At 72.0% G+C, this 15835-nt stretch carries 17 protein-coding genes; 9 read left to right on the top strand and 8 right to left on the bottom strand.

Features of this window, described 5'->3' with window-relative positions; translation table 11 throughout:
- Window positions 1-828: an HpcH/HpaI aldolase/citrate lyase family protein gene (locus ACM26Y_RS21855; protein WP_003938178.1), complete on the bottom strand. Its 828-nt coding sequence runs from the start codon at window positions 826-828 to the stop codon at window positions 1-3.
- 257 nt (window positions 829-1085) lie between these two features.
- Between ACM26Y_RS21855 and ACM26Y_RS21850 the strand changes: the two genes are divergently transcribed.
- From ACM26Y_RS21850 to ACM26Y_RS21840, 3 genes are read left to right on the top strand one after another with little or no spacing between them, the layout of a single operon-like run.
- Window positions 1086-2237, top strand: coding sequence for an acyl-CoA dehydrogenase family protein (locus ACM26Y_RS21850; RefSeq protein WP_416061939.1), 1152 nt, complete (start codon window positions 1086-1088; stop codon window positions 2235-2237).
- A 28-nt stretch (window positions 2238-2265) separates the two neighbouring features.
- On the top strand, window positions 2266-3012 hold the full coding sequence (locus ACM26Y_RS21845) for a GntR family transcriptional regulator (protein ID WP_289378634.1): 747 nt from the start codon (window positions 2266-2268) through the stop codon (window positions 3010-3012).
- A gap of 26 nt (window positions 3013-3038) precedes the next feature.
- Window positions 3039-3491, top strand: coding sequence for a MaoC family dehydratase (locus tag ACM26Y_RS21840; RefSeq protein ID WP_003938510.1), 453 nt, complete (start codon window positions 3039-3041; stop codon window positions 3489-3491).
- Here ACM26Y_RS21840 and ACM26Y_RS21835 read toward each other — a convergent pair.
- Entirely contained in the window at window positions 3419-4114 is a 696-nt protein-coding gene (locus tag ACM26Y_RS21835) for a pyridoxamine 5'-phosphate oxidase family protein (RefSeq protein WP_416061938.1), read from the bottom strand. The genes ACM26Y_RS21840 and ACM26Y_RS21835 overlap by 73 nt on opposite strands.
- A 79-nt stretch (window positions 4115-4193) precedes the next feature.
- On the opposite strand from ACM26Y_RS21835, the gene ACM26Y_RS21830 reads away from it, so the two are divergent.
- Entirely contained in the window at window positions 4194-5639 is a 1446-nt protein-coding gene (locus tag ACM26Y_RS21830) for a PLP-dependent aminotransferase family protein (RefSeq protein ID WP_416061937.1), read from the top strand.
- Window positions 5640-5661: 22 nt separating this feature from the next.
- Here the strand turns inward: ACM26Y_RS21830 and ACM26Y_RS21825 are convergent, their stop codons facing one another.
- On the bottom strand, window positions 5662-6732 hold the full coding sequence (locus ACM26Y_RS21825; protein WP_416061936.1) for an alanine racemase: 1071 nt from the start codon (window positions 6730-6732) through the stop codon (window positions 5662-5664).
- Window positions 6733-6849: 117 nt separating this feature from the next.
- On the opposite strand from ACM26Y_RS21825, the gene ACM26Y_RS21820 reads away from it, so the two are divergent.
- Genes ACM26Y_RS21820 through ACM26Y_RS21805 form a run of 4 tightly spaced genes read left to right on the top strand, consistent with a single transcriptional unit; the run spans window position 6850 to window position 10665 of the window.
- Complete coding sequence (locus ACM26Y_RS21820) at window positions 6850-8688, top strand: N-acyl-D-amino-acid deacylase family protein (protein ID WP_289378641.1); 1839 nt, start codon at window positions 6850-6852, stop codon at window positions 8686-8688.
- On the top strand, window positions 8685-9320 hold the full coding sequence (locus ACM26Y_RS21815) for a TetR/AcrR family transcriptional regulator (RefSeq protein ID WP_289378642.1): 636 nt from the start codon (window positions 8685-8687) through the stop codon (window positions 9318-9320). Before ACM26Y_RS21820 ends, ACM26Y_RS21815 begins: the two co-directional genes overlap by 4 nt.
- Window positions 9320-10198 carry an alpha/beta fold hydrolase gene (locus ACM26Y_RS21810; RefSeq protein WP_289378644.1) on the top strand — a complete coding sequence of 293 codons (879 nt, stop codon included), beginning with the start codon at window positions 9320-9322 and terminating at the stop codon, window positions 10196-10198. The genes ACM26Y_RS21815 and ACM26Y_RS21810 overlap by 1 nt, the downstream gene beginning before the upstream one ends.
- Complete coding sequence (locus tag ACM26Y_RS21805; protein WP_289378645.1) at window positions 10183-10665, top strand: nitroreductase family deazaflavin-dependent oxidoreductase; 483 nt, start codon at window positions 10183-10185, stop codon at window positions 10663-10665. Before ACM26Y_RS21810 ends, ACM26Y_RS21805 begins: the two co-directional genes overlap by 16 nt.
- 73 nt (window positions 10666-10738) lie before the next feature.
- Here ACM26Y_RS21805 and ACM26Y_RS21800 read toward each other — a convergent pair whose 3' ends face one another.
- The 5 genes from ACM26Y_RS21800 to ACM26Y_RS21780 are packed head-to-tail and all read right to left on the bottom strand — an operon-like array spanning window position 10739 to window position 15000.
- Complete coding sequence (locus tag ACM26Y_RS21800; protein ID WP_054373574.1) at window positions 10739-11557, bottom strand: ABC transporter permease; 819 nt, start codon at window positions 11555-11557, stop codon at window positions 10739-10741.
- On the bottom strand, window positions 11554-12717 hold the full coding sequence (locus ACM26Y_RS21795) for an ABC transporter substrate-binding protein (RefSeq protein ID WP_416061935.1): 1164 nt from the start codon (window positions 12715-12717) through the stop codon (window positions 11554-11556). Before ACM26Y_RS21795 ends, ACM26Y_RS21800 begins: the two co-directional genes overlap by 4 nt.
- Window positions 12714-13451 (bottom strand): ABC transporter ATP-binding protein, encoded by a 738-nt coding sequence (locus ACM26Y_RS21790; RefSeq protein WP_416061934.1) that lies wholly within the window; start codon window positions 13449-13451, stop codon window positions 12714-12716. The genes ACM26Y_RS21795 and ACM26Y_RS21790 overlap by 4 nt, the downstream gene beginning before the upstream one ends.
- A complete protein-coding gene (locus tag ACM26Y_RS21785) occupies window positions 13427-14476 on the bottom strand; it encodes an acyl-CoA dehydrogenase (RefSeq protein ID WP_416061933.1) in 1050 nt (349 codons plus the stop codon). The genes ACM26Y_RS21790 and ACM26Y_RS21785 overlap by 25 nt, the downstream gene beginning before the upstream one ends.
- A gap of 8 nt (window positions 14477-14484) precedes the next feature.
- The gene (locus ACM26Y_RS21780; RefSeq protein ID WP_416061932.1) at window positions 14485-15000 is read right to left on the bottom strand and encodes a DUF4242 domain-containing protein; all 516 of its coding nucleotides are present in this window, start codon (window positions 14998-15000) and stop codon (window positions 14485-14487) included.
- A gap of 236 nt (window positions 15001-15236) precedes the next feature.
- Here ACM26Y_RS21780 and ACM26Y_RS21775 point away from each other — a divergent pair, with 236 nt between their 5' ends.
- Window positions 15237-15833 carry a TetR/AcrR family transcriptional regulator gene (locus ACM26Y_RS21775; RefSeq protein ID WP_414706281.1) on the top strand — a complete coding sequence of 199 codons (597 nt, stop codon included), beginning with the start codon at window positions 15237-15239 and terminating at the stop codon, window positions 15831-15833.
- Window positions 15834-15835 lie beyond the last annotated feature (2 nt).

The following is a 15835-nucleotide window of genomic DNA, read 5'->3' as shown; positions in this document are numbered from 1 at the left end:
TCAGTTCTCTCCGATCAGGGCGAGGGTGCGGCGGGCGGCGACGGCGACCGCCTCGTCGAGCATCTGTCCGTCGAGCTGGGCGGCGCCCGCGCCGCGGGCCTCGGCCTCGGCCAGGGCGGCCAGCACCCGCCGCGCCTGCTCGGCCTGCTCGTCGTCGGGGGTGAAGGCCGCTGCGGCCGAGACGATCTGGGCCGGATGAATGACCCATTTGCCGTCGAAGCCGAGGTCGGCGGTCCAGCGGGCGGCGTGACGGAACCGGTCGTCGTCGGTGATGCCGAGGAACGGGCCGTCGATCGCCTGCACGCCCGCGGCGCGGGCGGCGTGCAGGATCCGGTCCTGCACGTACAGCCAGTGCTCGGGGGCGGCGGTGCGGGTGCGGCCGAGCGCGGCGCCGAGGTCGGCGTAACCGAGGATCACCGCGGCCAATCGTGGGCCGGTGACGATCTCGTCGAGGCGGGTCACTCCGGCCGGGGTCTCGATCAGCGCCTGCACGGCCAGGTCGGTATCGCCCGCCTCGGTGAGGATGCGGTCGGTCTCGGCGAGGTCGTCCGGGCCTTCGACCTTGGGCACCACCACCGACGACAGGGCCGATCCGAGGGCGGCGCAGGCGCGCAGATCGTCGGCGAACCACGGCGTGCCGGGTCCGTTGACGCGCACCGCGATGGTGCGGCCGGTGCCGTGCGTGGACACCAGATCGGCGACGAGGCCGCGGGCGGTGTCCTTGTGGGCGGTGGCGACGGCGTCCTCGAGATCGAGGACCACCTCGTCGGCCGAGGAGGCCAGGGCCTTGCCGGCCTTGCGTTCGTCGGAGCCGGGGGCGACGAGCACGGCTCGCCGGCGGGGCTGGGCGAGAGTCACGGATCAACCTCTGCTGTGGGGCGGTCGGGAACGCGCTAAATGTACGGCCATTGTCCGGTCCGGCGCTACCTGGAGCGGACCCATAGGTGCCGACAGGGTCGACATATAGCTCATTCGAGGGATGTCGAGCGGCCGTCCGGTGTTGACACGGTCGGGTGCGCGACGAAAAATGGCCGTACAAATGGCGGGTGGGATCGCAGGTCCCGTGTCGATTCGAGGATTTTTCCGTGAGCTACCTGAGCGACGAAGAGACCTACCTGGTCGAGACGGTGCGCGAGTTCATCGACCGGGAGGTCAAGCCGTCGGTGCAGGAAGTCGAGCACGCAGGCGAGTACCCCGAGAAGTGGATCGAGCAGATGAAGCAGATCGGGATCTACGGGCTGGCGGTGCCGGAAGAGTACGGCGGGATGCCGGTGTCGATGCCGTGCTACGCGCAGGTCACCGAGGAGCTCGCCCGGGGCTGGATGTCGCTGGCCGGCGCGATGGGCGGGCACACCGTCGTCGCCAAGCTGCTGGTGCTGTTCGGCACCGAGGAGCAGAAGCGGGCCTGGCTGCCGAAGCTCGCGACCGGCGAGGTGCGGGCGACGATGGCGCTGACCGAGCCGGGCGGTGGGTCGGACCTGCAGGCGATGACCACCACCGCCCGCCGCGACGGCGACGAGCTGGTGATCAACGGTGCCAAGACGTGGATCACCAACGCGCGCCGCGCCGGGCTGATCGCGCTGCTGTGCAAGACGGATCCGGCCGCCACCCCGCGGCACAAGGGCATCTCCATCGTCCTGGTCGAGCACGGGCCCGGCCTGACCGTCTCGCGGGATCTGCCCAAGCTCGGGTACAAGGGCGTCGAGTCGTGCGAGCTGAGCTTCGACGGCTACCGCGCCCCGGCGACGGCGATCCTCGGCGGTGAGCCCGGCCGGGGTTTCGCGCAGATGATGAAGGGTCTCGAGACCGGCCGCATCCAGGTCGCGTGCCGCGCCTTGGGTGTCGCCGCGGCCGCGCTCGAGGACTCCCTCGCGTACGCGCAGCAGCGGGAGAGCTTCGGGCAGCCGATCTGGAAGCACCAGTCGATCGGCAACTACCTGGCGGAGATGGCCACCAAGCTCACCGCGGCGCGGCAGCTGACCCGCTACGCCGCGGAGCGCTTCGACAGCGGCGAGCGGTGCGACATGGAGGCCGGCATGGCCAAGCTGTACTGCTCGGAGATCGCGATGGAGATCGCGCTGAACGCGGTGCGCATCCACGGCGGCTACGGCTACTCCACCGAGTACGACGTCGAACGCTACTTCCGGGACGCCCCGCTGATGATCGTCGGCGAGGGCACCAACGAGATCCAGAAGGGCGTCATCGCGTCCCAACTGGTGGCCCGCGGCGGCCTGTGACCGCCCGTCACTAGGATCCGTGATCGTCATGGGCGAACGCGACACGGAACCGGCGTACGCGCAGCTGTCGCGACGGCTGCGCGAGGCCGTCGACGCCGGCGAGTACCGCGGCGGCGTCCGGCTGCCCACCGAGGCCGAGCTCGCGCGGCGCTACGGACTGAGCCGGCAGACGGTGCGGCGCGCGTTCCAGGACCTCGTCGCCGACGGCGTCGTCTACCGGGTGCCCGGCCGGGGCACGTTCGCCGACGAGGACGGACGGCGCTACCGGCGCCAGCTCGGCTCCATCGAGGACCTGCTCGACCTCGCCGCGGACACCACGATGGAGATCGTCGCGCCACTGAGACGCGGCGTGCACATCGAGGCCGCCAGCCGGCTGCGCCTGGACACCGATCTGGTGCACGCGGTGGTGCTGCGCCGCGTGCACGACGGAATCCCGTTCGCGCTGACCACCGTGTACCTGCCCGATCACGTGGCCGCGCACGTACACGAGGCCCCGGAACTCGCGGCCGGCGCGTCGAGCCGGAACACCGTGATGGGTCTGCTCGAGCCGCACCTCGAGCATCCCATCGTCGAAGCGGCACAGACGATCACCGTCGCGCGGGCCACGGAAGAGGTTGCCCGCGAGCTGAACTGCGAGACGGGCCATCCGCTGCTGCGGGTGGACCGGCTGTACTCGAACGACGTGGGCGAACCCACCGAGCTGTCCGTCAGTTACTTTCTGCCCGAGCACTACACGTATCGCGTCACCCTCCGTCGCGCCGGACACCGTCCGTAGCGGCCCCGACCCAGGAGAAACGAATCATGCGTACCTTCCACGGAATCGACGAGATCGAGGCGGCCGTCGGCGAGGATCTCGGCCACAGCGAGTGGCTGGAGATCACCCAGGAGCGGGTGAACCTGTTCGCCGAGGCGACGGGGGACCACCAGTGGATCCACGTCGACCCCGAGCGCGCGAAGGACGGACCGTTCGGCACGACCATCGCCCACGGCTACCTCACCCTCTCCCTCCTGCCCGTCCTCGGATCTCAGATCTTCTCCGCCGAGGGGCTGAAGATGCGGATCAACTACGGTGCCAACAAGGTTCGATTCCCGTCGCCGGTTCCGGTGGGATCCAAGGTGCGGGCGACCGCGAAGTTCACCTCGCTCGAGCGCACCGCGAAGGGCGCGAACCTCACCGTCACCTACACCGTCGAAGCCGAGGGCGCCGAGAAGCCCGCGCTCGTCGCCGAGACCATCGCCGTGCTCGTGGCGTAACGGTCGACCAGTCGGCGGACGGACTCGGGCACCGGCACGTCGTCCGCGACCCACGGTGCGGCGACCGGCCGGTCCGCGACCGTCCGCAACGGGACCACACCCGCCCACGAGCCGTCGTTCACGTCGGGCTCGGACGGGGGTGCGTCGCGAATCTTGACCGTCCACTGCCCCGCCCGGATCGGCAGGACCAAGGTGGCGGTGGCCGCCAGTTCCTTCCGGGTGTGTGCCCGGGTCTCGGTGCTGCGCCCCGGAATCAGGCCGTCCGACAGAGCATCCAGGGCGGCGGCGGACTCCTCCGCGGGCAGGACGTGGACCTCGCCGCGGACGACGGCGGATCGGAAGTTCGCGGACGAGTGGAACAGGTCCTGCGCGACGACGACACCGTCGAGGAGCGAGACGCACACGGCCACCGGCGCACCGGATGCGGCCAGGCGCAGCGCGCCCGCGCCGGTGGAGCCGTGCAGCAGGATCCGGTCGCCGTCGCGGGCGTAGAGCATCGGTACCACCCACGGCAGGCCGTCGACGACGGTCGCGAAGGTGCAGGTGACGGCCGCGTCCAGCACCGCGTCGAGGTCGGCTCGCCGGGTGCGGGCCCGCTCGGGATGGCGCCTGATGTTGTCCATGCCGGTGAGTCTGGCGGCAATCCGGATCACTGAACAGGTCCACAAAGCGCGCATAGTCCAGGACCAGTATCGTGGCGCCGTGCCCCGTGTCGCGCCCGCCGTCCATCCGGCCTTCGACCTGCCCGACACCGACGCGCCACTCCGGCAGCGCGTCGCCGAGGCCGTCGTCGACCAGATCCGGTACGGCCGCATCGGGGTCGGCGACCCGCTGCCGTCGACCCGCGTGCTGGCCGCGGAGCTCGGGGTCTCCCGCGGGTGCGTGGTCGACGCCTACGACGAGCTGTGCGCCTCGGGATTCGCCGTGGCGCGGGCGGGTTCGGGCACGCGAGTCGCGCCCGGTGCCGACGTCGCGGCGCGGGCGCACGCCGCATCCCATCCGGTCGCGCCCGCGGCGGCGGTGACGGAACCGGATCCGGCGCGGCGCGCGCCGGTACTGGACCTGCGGCCGGGGATACCGGATCCGGCGCTGATCTCGGAACCCGAGTGGCGTCGCGCGTGGCGGGCGGCCGCCGCGGCGCCGCGGGCCCTCGGCGTCGCGGATCCGGAGGCTCATCCGGATCTGCGCCGGGCGCTGGCCTACCATCTCCGGCGGACGCGGGGCCTCGCCTGCGGGGCGGACGAGATCGTCGTGCTGCCGGGCGTCGCGGCCGCGATCCGGGTGCTCGCGATCGCGGCGCGGCTGCGAGACCGCGACGTCGCCTTCGAGGATCCGGGATACCTCCGTGCGCGACGGGCACTCCTCGGCGAGGGCGCCCGTCCCCGTCCGATCCCGGTGGGGACGGACGGCTTGCATCCCGAGACGGTGCGGGAGACCGACGCCGCGGTGTACTGCACACCCGCGCATCAGTATCCGATGGGAGCGCGGATGCCCGTGTCCCACCGCGCCCGGCTCGTCGCCCGTGCCGCCGACATGGGCACGATCGTCGTCGAGGACGACTACGACGGTGAGTTCCGGTACGACGTGTCGGCCCTGCCGGCGCTGCGCAGCATCGACGGCGGCCGCGAGTGCGTCGCGTACGTGGGGACCGCCTCGAAGATCCTGTCCCCGGATCTGCGACTCGCGTGGCTGATCCCACCGACTCCGCTGCGCTCGCGGATCGCGGCGGCCGTGGCCGAGAGTGGGGAGGTGGCCTGCTCGGTCACCGCGTCCGCGCTGGCCCGGCTGATCGAATCGGGGGCGCTGTCGCGGCATCTGGCGCGTGCGTCCCGCACGTACCGCGCTCGTCGGGCCGCGTTCGTCGGTGCCCTCGGCGATCTCGAACGGTCCGACGTGACGGTGACCGGCATCGAAGCGGGTCTGCATGTGGTGCTGCGGTTTCCGGAGGGTGTCGACGACGTCGCGATCGCAGAGGCAGCGCGCCGGCTCGGTGTGGAGACCGCGCCCCTCAGCAGGTACAGCGCCGGCCTCGGCGGTCCGAGCGGACTCGTGTGCGGGTATGCGCGGTTGCCGGAATCGCGGGCGGCGGCCGCGGCCGCCGCGATCGGCGCGGCCCTGCCCGGCGGTGTGCCCTTCGGGCTGCCCTAGCAACCACCGGCGGCGGAGCCGCCTACGTGTTGCAGCCTCGCGCGGCGACGGGCCACCGGCCGACGACTGTGTCTCCGGCGACGACGGTCAGGTCGTCGGCGAGATTGACCGTGGAGCACACGTGGTTGGGGATCACCCGGATGCGCGTGCCCAGGGTGGGGCGGTCGGCGTCGGCCGGCCACTGCACGGTGGCGTGGTGTTCGGACAGTGCGACGATGCGCGCGTCCGGGGCGCCGAGGATGCGGCCGTAGCCCGTCGCCCACGGGGCGCGGTCGGCGCCGAGCACCTTGCTGCCGGCGTCGAGCACGACGGTGTCGTCCCGCGCCGACACCATCGTCGCCAGCGCGGTCAGCGCGATCGCGTCCTCGTCGATCGTGCCCAGTTCGAGCTGCTGGGCGTCGCCGAAGACGTACACGCCCGGGCGCAGTTCGGTGGCGGCCGGTACGTCGAGGTGAGCGGTGGGGGTCGAGCCGCCGCTGATCACGTCGGCGTCGTGTCCGGTAGCCTCCAGCGCCGCCACGGCCCGGCTCAGCGCCGCCGCCTCGTCCGTCGCCGCGACCGCCGGCTGTCCCGGGCCGTACGAGTGCCCCGGGAAGGTGAACACGCCGCGCACCTCGAGCCCGACGGACGCCGCCGCGACGGCGACCGACCCGGTCCGCTCCGGGGCGACGCCGGTGCGGTGGTGACCGCTGTCGACCTCGACGAGCACGGTCAGACCCGGCCGGGCGTGCTCGGCGAGTGCCCGCGCGCCCTCGACGGAGTCCACGCCCACGGTCAGCCGGACCTCCGCGGCGAGTGCCCGCAGGCGGGCCCCGCGCGCGGCGTCCGTCCACAGCGGATAGGCGATGAACAGGTCACGGAAGCCGGCATCGGCGAAGACCTCGGCTTCGGAGACCGTCGCGACGGTGAGCCCGACGGCGCCGGCGGCGATCTGACGCCGGGCGATCTCGATGCACTTGTGGGTCTTCGCGTGGGGACGCAGGGACACCCCGCGGGTGCGTGCCGCGTCGGCCATCCGCGCGATGTTGCGGTCGAGGACGTCACGATCGACGAGCAGGGCGGGGGTGGCGGGAACCGCCGGGAACGCGGGCATGGCCGCACTCTATTCGCGGTGCTGCCCGGCGGCGGTCCGCACCCCGGGTTGCCCGAAAATAGAGAGCGACCGTCCTCTTTCCGGCTATGCTTCGTATATCGATGTGAGGGAGGTCACATGAGCACGACACCGGCGTCAACCGAGTTCGACCTGGTCGTCCGCGGCGGACTGTGGTTCGACGGCACCGGCGCCCCCGGTGTCGTCCGCGACCTGGGCATCAAGGACGGGGTGGTGGCGACGGCGAGCGCGGACCCGCTGCCCGTCGGACCGGACACCGAGGTGGTCGAGGCGGCCGGCCGGTGGGTGATGCCCGGCTTCGTGGACCCGCACACGCACTACGACGCTGAGGTGCTCGTCTCGCCCGGCCTGCCGGAATCGGTGCGGCACGGCGTCACCACCGTCCTCATGGGCAACTGCTCGCTCTCGACGGTGTTCGTGCCGCCACTCGACGCCGCGGACCTGTTCAGCCGGGTCGAGGCGCTGCCCCGCGAGCACGTCCTCACGGCACTCGAACAGGGCCGGACCTGGTCGTCGCCCCGGGAGTACGTCGCCGCGCTCGACGCCCTGCCGCTCGGTCCGAACGTCGCCGCGTTCATCGGGCACTCCGACGTGCGGGCGGCCGTCCTGGGGCTGGGCCGCTCCACCGATCCCTCGAGCCGGCCGAGCCGGGCCGAACTCGCCGCGATCGACGCCGGCGTCGAGGACGCCCTCGACGCCGGATTCCTTGGGGTGTCCACCATGACGAATCCCTGGGACAAGCTCGACGGCGATCGCTACCGCTCCCGCACCCTGCCGTCGACCCACGCGTCGTGGGCCGAGTTCCGCCGCATCCACCGCATCCTGCGTCGCCGCGACCGCGTCCTGCAGGCCGTGCCGAACCTCAACACCAAGTACGACGTGGCCTTCTTCGCCCTCGCCACCACCGGGCTGGGCCGCAAGCCGATGAAGGCGGCCGTGCTCGCCGCCGCCGACACCAAGGCCGAGCGCTGGGTGCACCGGATCTTCGGTCCGATCGCCTTCGCCGCCAACCGGATCGGGCGCGGCGCGTTCCGCTGGCAGCACCTGCCCACCACGTTCGAGGTGTACTCCGACGGGATCGACCTCGTGGTGTTCGAGGAGTTCGGTTCGGGGCGTGCCGCGTTGCACCTGAAGGAGGAGGTCGCCCGCAACGAGCTGCTGCGCGACGAGGCGTACCGCCGCTGGTTCCGGCAGGACTTCGACAAGAAGTTCTCGCCTCGCGTGTGGCACCGCGACTTCGACGACACCACCATCGTGGAGTGCCCCGACGCGTCGCTCGTCGGTCGCTCCATCGGCGACGTGGCCCGCGACCGCGGCGTGCATCCGGTGGACACCTTCCTGGACCTCGTCGTCGAGCACGGACGGAAGTTCCGCTGGCACACGGTGATCGCCAACGACCGGCCCGAGGTGGCCAACCGGCTGCTCCGGCAGCCCGGCGTGACCGTCGGCTTCTCCGACGCCGGTGCCCACCTGCGCAACATGGCGTTCTACAACTACGGCATCTGCATGCTGCGCCGTATCCACGAGTACGCCCGGCGCGGAAAGCCCGTCATGCCCCTGGAATCGGCGGTCCACAAGCTCACCGGCGAACTCGGCGACTTCTACGGCATCGACGCCGGGCACCTGCGCATCGGCGACCGGGCGGACCTCGTGGTCGTCGACCCGGCGGGGCTGAACCAGGACACCGACGCCTACCACGAGGCGCCCATGCCCGAGTTCGGGGGACTGAGCCGCATGGTCAACCGCAACGACGCCGCCGTGACCGCGACCGCGGTGGCCGGTCGCGTGGTGTTCCGCGCGGGTGAGTTCGTCCCCGGCTACGGCGCCACCGTCGGCACCGGCCGGTTCCTGCGCGCGGGCACCGACGAGCGCGGACCCGTGCCGGTGCGCCGCCCCGCGCCGCCCGCCGCTGCGCCGGCCGGCAGCGCGGCACCGTGACCGGGACCGCGGCACCGTCGCGTCGCACCCAGCAGCAGCGGCGCACGGCGACGATCGAACGGATCCTCGACGCGACCGTCGCCGCACTGGGCGAGCTGGGTTACACGGCCACCACCATCGGGGAGGTGTGCCGCCGCTCCGGTGTGTCCTCCGGCGGGGTGTTCCGGCACTTTCCGACCCGGCTCGACCTGATGGTCGCGGCCGCCGACGCCGTCCGTGAGCGGCAGTTCGCGAACTTCCGGCTGGGGCTGGCGCAACTCGGCGGGCCCGACGACAGCCCCGAGTCGGTCCGCGAGTGCCTGCGCCTGCTGCGGGCCGCGTGCCGTGCCCCGATCAACGCCGCCTGGTACGAACTGCTCGGCGCGGCACGCACCGACCCCGCGCTGCGCGAACGCCTGGCCCCCATGGCGCAGCGGTACCACGACCAGATCGCCGAGTTCGGGCGCACCCTGCCGATCGCGTCGCGGTTCGAGCCGGCGGAATTCGACATGCTGCTGTTCACACTCGTGCACCTGCTCGACGGGGAGGCCGTCGCGTCGGTGGTGCATTCGCAACCCGAGCAGGAGGAACCGCGCCTGGAACTGATGGCCCGGCTGGTGACCGGGGCCACGCCACGCAGTAGATTCAGGTAATGAGCATCGACAACGATTCGGCGCCGAAGTGGTTCGTCGAGGCCCTGTCCGCGCCGGTGGAGACGGGCAGCGTCGAGGTCGACGGCGCCTCGATCGCCTATCGCGCGTGGGGTGAGGAGGGCCGTCCCGGCCTCGTGCTGGTGCACGGTGGGATGGCGCACTCGCGCTGGTGGGATCACATCGCACCCCAGCTCGCCGGGGACCGGCGCGTCGTCGCGCTGGACATGAGCGGACACGGGGACAGCGACCACCGCGAGCACTACTCCCTCGAGTCGTGGGCGCGAGAGGTGCTCGCGGCGGCGCAGGCGGGCGGGATCGCCGGGCCCCCGGTACTGGTCGGGCACAGCATGGGCGGGATCGTGTCCTTCGTGGCCTCCCACGTGTACGGCGACCGGCTGGCCGGGGTGATGATCCTCGACTCGCCGATCCGGGACCTGACACCCGAGGAGATCGAGCTGCGCGCGCAGGTGGCCCGCGAGCGCAGCGGCACGAAGGTGTATCCGACGGCGGAGGAGGCCATGGCCCGCTTCCGGCTCGTCCCGCCGCAGGACACCGCCGAGCCGTACGTGCTCGAGCACATTGCCCGCCAGTCCATGCGGCAGGTGCCCGGCGGCTGGAGCTGGAAGTTCGACGCCCTGCGGATGACCAAGGACCAGCGCACCAGCCTCGAGAGCTTCGAAGCGAAGTGCCGCGTCGCCTACTTCCGTTCCGAGAACGGGATCGTCGGCCTCGACCTGCTGGATCGGATGCGGCCGCAGTTCGGTCCGGGTGCGCTCGTGGCCGAACTGCCCGCCGCGGGACACCATCCGATGATCGACCAGCCGCTGGCGGTGGTGACCGCCGTGCGGACGGTCCTGGCCGGATGGTCGGCGCCGTGAACCCCCTGCGTCCCGTCGCGGTACAACTCGGCCGGCAACCGTGGCTGCCGCGGTTCACCCCGCAGATCGTCACCGTCGACCACACCATCCAGCGGGTGACGTTCGGCCGGGTCACGCTGCTGACACTCGCCGGGCTGCCGGAGCTCGTGCTCACCGTCCGCGGCCGTAAGAGCGGGGTGGAGCGGCGCACGCCCCTGCTGTGCGCCCCGCGCGACGACGGCTGGCTCGTAGCCGGATCCAACTGGGGGATGCCCGAATTGCCGGGCTGGGCGCACAACCTCGAAGCCGCCGACGAGGCCCTGGTGACCTACCGCGGGGAGAACACCGTGGTCGTGCCGCGCCGCGCGCGCGGCGACGAGCGCGACATGCATTGGGAGGTACTGGTGCAGGTGTGGCCCAACTACGAGCTGTACGCCCGGCGCACCGAGCGGGAGATCCCGGTCTATCTGCTGACCCCGAAGGGCTGACGGCTCGCGGCATTCGTGCGGGAAACCGGAATCCGCCCACGCTGTGGCGCGAGCGGATTCCGGTGCGATGGGCTCAGACCGGTTCGCGGGCGCCGCGGTCGGCGTCCTCGACGCGCACCGGGCGGCGCCGGTCGCGCAACACGTGTCGTGCCGCCCAGTCGAGGCAGAATCCGAGCACGCCGATCACGACGATCACAGCCATCACCTGGTCGTAGGCGAGCTGGTCGCGGGCGTTGAGGATCTGGTAGCCCAGGCCGGAGCGGACGCCGAGCATCTCGGCGGGAACCAGGACCACCCAGGCGATGCCGAGCCCGACCCGCAGCCCGGTCTGCACCTGGCCGCGGATTGCGGGCAGCACCACGGCGGTGAGCTGCTCGAACCGGGTCGCCCCGAACGACCGGGCCACGAGCAGGTGACCGGGGTCGACGGCGTGCACGCCGGCGGCGGTGTTGATGACGATGGGCCACACGGCCGCCGCGGCGATGAGGAAGAAGACCGGCTGATGGCCGATCCCGAACAGCGCCACGGCGATCGGCGCCCACGACAGCGGCGAGATCATCCGCAGGAACTGCATCACCGGCAGGGTCGCCCGCTCCACGGTCGGGTTCAGTCCGATCAGCAGGCCGAGCGGGATACCGACGGTCGCCGCGACGAGCAGGCCGACGAGCAGCCGCCACATGCTGGCGGCGACGTCGGGCAGCAGCACACCGCGTTCGACGAGCCCGACCAGGGCGGGCAGCACGTGCTGCGGCGCGAACTCCCGCAGCAGCGAGTCCGTCCCGGCGACGACGCTGGTGAGCAGCCACCACACGGCCACGGCGACGAGCACCGCGACGAGTTGCGGCACGAGCGACGGTCGCCGGGACGGCGGGGTGGGGGCGGGGGTAGTCAAGACGGGTCGACCTCCTCGGTGCGCGTCAGGTCTGCGGGCAGGCCGAAGGCGGTGGGGCCGCCGAGACGGCCGAGCGACGCCCGGACGAACCGGTCGTCGACGAGGTCGTCGTGCACGGTCGCCGGGTCGAGTCGGTCCAGGAACCGGGTGTCGCCGTCGACGAGCGTCCCGTGCATGGCCTCGATCAGCGCCGCGGTGAAGCTGGGAAAGGGGAACGGCTGGTAACCCACCCGCTCGGGCTGCCAGTGCGGATGCACGCCGGGGGCGCGGCCGGGATAGGTGAGGGCCGTGGTGATCGCCGGCAGCGGCTGCGGCAGGTATCCGCCCGCGAGCAGCTTCGCGGCGGCCGGGCGATCCGTGCCGATCCGCTGCTGCGCGGCGACGAGCGAGTCGGCGACCGACTGCGCGACGGCGGGCCGCCGCTCGAGTAAATCCTCGTGCACGAGCAGCGCGCAGCACGCGTGGTCGCGCCAGACGTCGCCGAGGAAGCGGTGGATGCGGCCGACGCCGCGCAGTTCGGCGGCGGCGTTGAACGGGTCGGCGACGGTGAAGCCGCCGATCGAGCCGTTGGCGAGCGCGGGGATCATGTCCGACGGGCTCATCACGATCAGCTCCACGGTGCCGTCGGCGCGGGACGCCGACCGCCGGATCACCGGGCGCAGCCCGCGTGCGCGCAGCATCTTCTGCAGGACGATGTTGTGGATGGACCACCAGAACGGGATCGCCACCTGCCGGCCCGCGAGCTGCCCGAGGTCGGTGACGTCCGGCGCGACCGTCAGCGCCGAACCGTTGGTGTGGTTCCAGCCGAGGATGCGCACGGCGCTGCCGAGCGCATACCGCAGTTGCACGGCCATCGGCATCAACAGGTGCACGACGTCGACCTGCCGGGTGAGGAACGCCTCGGCCAGCGACGCCCAGCTGCGGAACAGCACCGGTTTCGCGCCGTCCACGACGCCCTGCGGGTACAGACCGGTGCGGTGCGCGACGAGCAGCGGGGCGGCGTCGGTGATGGGCAGGTAGCCGATCCGCAGCTGCCCCGTGGTGTTGGCGCGGTCGGTGGCCGCAACCCGGCCGAGGTCCACCAGACCGGCCAGGCCGCCGGCCGCGGCCAGCCCGACGGTGCCGCGCAGCAGCGTGCGGCGCGTGATGGCGGCGCTCACGATGCTGTCAGCGACGTGTCGCGGTAGCGGGCGAGGATCTCGGTGCGCAGACGGTCCGGCTGCCCGTCGATGCGGTCGTCCAGGCGCCACTGCTGCCGGACGGTGCCGTGGCCGAGCAGCGCGATGCGGTCGGCGAGCAGCAGCGCCTCGTCGATGTCGTGGGTGACGAGCACCGTGGTGAAGCCGAGCTCGCGGGCGAGGTCGCGCAGCCACACCTGCAGGTCGGCGCGAATGGCCGGGTCGAGCGCGCTGAACGGCTCGTCGAGCAGCAGCAGCCGGGGGCGGACGGCGACGGCGCGGATCACCGCGACCCGCTGGGCCTGCCCACCGGAGAGCTGATCGGGGTAGTACCCGGCCAGTTCCGCGAGCCCGAACGTGCGCAGCAGCTCGTCGGCGTAGGCGGCGTCGAACCGGTCGCGGTGGGCGGCGAACCGGCCACCGAAGGCGATGTTCTCGCGGACGGTGAGCCACGGCATCAGAAACGGTTGCTGGAACACCACTCCCGTGCGCGGGCGGGTGTCGTCGTCGGCGGTCGGCCAGGTGACGGTGCCGCCGTCGAGGTGCTCGAGGCCGGCGACGATGCGCAGCAGCGTGGACTTGCCGCTGCCGCTGGTGCCGAGCACGACGAGGAACTCGCCGTCGGCGATGTCGAGATCGACCCCGTCCAGGACGGGCGCGCGTCGTCCGTGGAAGCTCTTGTGGCCATCCGTTATTCGTACTGCGAGAGTTCCCACCGCAGTTGTCCTTCCGAGGGCGACTGAATGGGCAGGAAGGCGGCCTCGCGGAAGCGGCGGTTCGTCGCGCTCGACGAGGCGTAGCCGGCGCCACCGCGTAGCGTCGACTCGAGACGGGTCGCCGCGACCGCGACGACCGAGCCGTCGAGCCGTAACCGGATCAGGTCGGCCGATCCCGCGGTCACGGGATCCGCGGCGAAGCGGTGCAGACGCTCGCGCAGGGACTCGTACCGCGCCGCCAGAGCCTCGTGCTCGCCTGCGAACTGGGCGCCGAGACCCGTGAGTCGGGCCGCGGATTCGGTCAGGGCGGCGCGGGTGATGCCGCTGCAGAACGCGGTCTGCAACAGCAGGAACGTCGGGCGGATGCCCCCGCAGAAACCACCGAGGTCGTCGGTGACGACGTGGTCGGCGGGCACGTGCACCCGCTCGAACGTCAGCGAGGTCGACGAGGCGGCGCCGAGTGCCAGCAGGTCCGGCGCCGGAGCGATCCGCACGCCGGGCGCGTTCGCCCGCACCGCGGCGACGTAGCGGGTGCCGTCGGTCCCGCGTGCCGGGAACACGATGAGCGAGTCGGGAAACACGTTGGAGGCCCAGTGGATCGGCCCGGAGACCGTGAGGCCGTCGGCGGTGCGTTCGGCCGTGAGCGGAAGCTCGCCGAGGCCGGCGAGATGCTTGAGCGCGGCCGCCATCGCGGTGACGCCGACGATCCGCCCGGCGGCGAGGTCGTCGCGGTAACGGTCCCGCAGCGGGGCGGGAGCCCGGTCGATGTATTCGAGGCTCATCCGCTGTGCCCACAGCGAGAAGCCGACCGTCAGGCTCTCGGCGGCGACGTCCTCGATGACCGCGACCATCTCGCCGATCCCGTGCTTACCGAGACCTGCAGCGAGCAGGCAACTCTCGCCGATCTGGGCGAGGTCGGTACGGACGTCGGTCTCGCCCCGGTCGAGCGAGTCTGCCCGGCCGCGAACGAATTCGGCTACGGCTCGGCGTCGTTCGTCAGTGGATCGGGAAACAGCCGCGGTCATCGTGGGTGTCAGCTCTCGAGGGTGTGGATGCGGTCGACGGGGGTGCTCACGGCCTCACGGGCGCGGAAGACCGCAGCCTCGTCGGGCGCGTTGTAGAAGCACAGGCACTTGTCCATGTCCTCGCGCACGTAGGTGCGCAGGAAGCTCACCTCGGGGACGTTCGCGTACTTCGGCGAGTTGGCCTTCTTGCGGGCCAGGTAGGTCTCCATGTCGATGGTGTCGGGGATGTCCCACTCGACGAGGTAGCCGGCCTCGGGGCGGGCCGCCTTGATCTGGTCGAGTTCGGCGCCGACGAGCCGGACCTGGTGCGGGCCGTCGAGTTCGGCGGCAGACAGCGACCCGGCGTCGAGGTCGGGGGCGCTGCAGCCGTCGAACTCGGCGATCGCGAAGACGCGCTGCGCACGGTTCGTGACCTGGGCCTCGATCAGCTCGCCGCCGGCGGCGGCGATCCGGGTGTCGAATTCCTTCAGAGCCTGATCGGCGTTGCCGGCGGTGGGCACGAGTTCGTACAGGTACAGGGACATGGGTCACCTTCCGGGGACGGGATGTGAAAGACGGGACGCGCCGAACCGCGAGAGGGTGGCGCGCGGGCGCTGGGAGCCGATGGCCCTGGTCAGCGACAGCAGTGACGACACACCGCAGCGGCCACGCGCACGAAGTCCACGTGCAGGCGGCGGGTGAGGTTGCTGCGGGTCACGCCGCCCACAGTACAGGCGAACAGAACGATCTGTCTATGCGGGGCCTCGGTTATCCTGGATTCGTGCCCGCTCCCGCCGATACCCGCGTCGACGCCGCGCCCAGAGTCCGCTCGATCAAGGCCCCGCCCGCTGAGCGGCTGCTCACCACCGCGTCGGACCTGTTCTCCCGCTACGGGATCCGCGCCGTGGGCATCGATCGCATCCTTGCCGAGTCGGGTGTCGCCCGCGCCAGCATGTACTCGGCCTACGGGTCCAAGGACGCGCTCGTACTCGCTTATCTCGAGCACCTCGACCGACGGGACCGAGCGCGCTGGGCCGACGCCGTCGCCGGGGACCCCGACCCGGTGGCCCGGATCCTGGCGTTCTTCGACCTCGCACTCGCCTCGGCGCCGGTGCGCAACTTCCGGGGGTGTCAATACGCCAATGCGGCAACCGAATTCCCGGACGAGGACCTCGCGCCCGTGCGCGCGCACCGGCTTTGGCTGCGCGACACCCTCACCGGGCTGCTTGCCGAGGCCGGGGTGCGCGATCCGGCGGCCACGGCGCGGCGCATCCAGCTGATCTACGACGGCGCGCTGTCCGGTTCCAAGATGGAGCATTCCGACGCACCGTTGCGCCTCGGCCGGGCGCTTGCTGCCGAGGCGGTCGCCGCCGGCTGAGC

Source organism: Rhodococcus indonesiensis (assembly GCF_047782815.1).
Lineage (GTDB): Bacteria > Actinomycetota > Actinomycetes > Mycobacteriales > Mycobacteriaceae > Rhodococcus > Rhodococcus indonesiensis.
This window is presented reverse-complemented; position numbering and strand designations above follow the sequence as displayed.

Coding starts and splice junctions, on each gene's coding strand:
- ACM26Y_RS21845 (WP_289378634.1), top strand. CDS start 2,266: ATGGGCGAACGCGACACGGAACCGGCGTACGCGCAGCTGTCGCGACGG.
- ACM26Y_RS21840 (WP_003938510.1), top strand. CDS start 3,039: ATGCGTACCTTCCACGGAATCGACGAGATCGAGGCGGCCGTCGGCGAG.
- ACM26Y_RS21835 (WP_416061938.1), bottom strand. CDS start 4,114: ATGGACAACATCAGGCGCCATCCCGAGCGGGCCCGCACCCGGCGAGCC.
- ACM26Y_RS21825 (WP_416061936.1), bottom strand. CDS start 6,732: ATGCCCGCGTTCCCGGCGGTTCCCGCCACCCCCGCCCTGCTCGTCGAT.
- ACM26Y_RS21820 (WP_289378641.1), top strand. CDS start 6,850: ATGAGCACGACACCGGCGTCAACCGAGTTCGACCTGGTCGTCCGCGGC.
- ACM26Y_RS21810 (WP_289378644.1), top strand. CDS start 9,320: ATGAGCATCGACAACGATTCGGCGCCGAAGTGGTTCGTCGAGGCCCTG.
- ACM26Y_RS21805 (WP_289378645.1), top strand. CDS start 10,183: ATGGTCGGCGCCGTGAACCCCCTGCGTCCCGTCGCGGTACAACTCGGC.
- ACM26Y_RS21785 (WP_416061933.1), bottom strand. CDS start 14,476: ATGACCGCGGCTGTTTCCCGATCCACTGACGAACGACGCCGAGCCGTA.
- ACM26Y_RS21780 (WP_416061932.1), bottom strand. CDS start 15,000: ATGTCCCTGTACCTGTACGAACTCGTGCCCACCGCCGGCAACGCCGAT.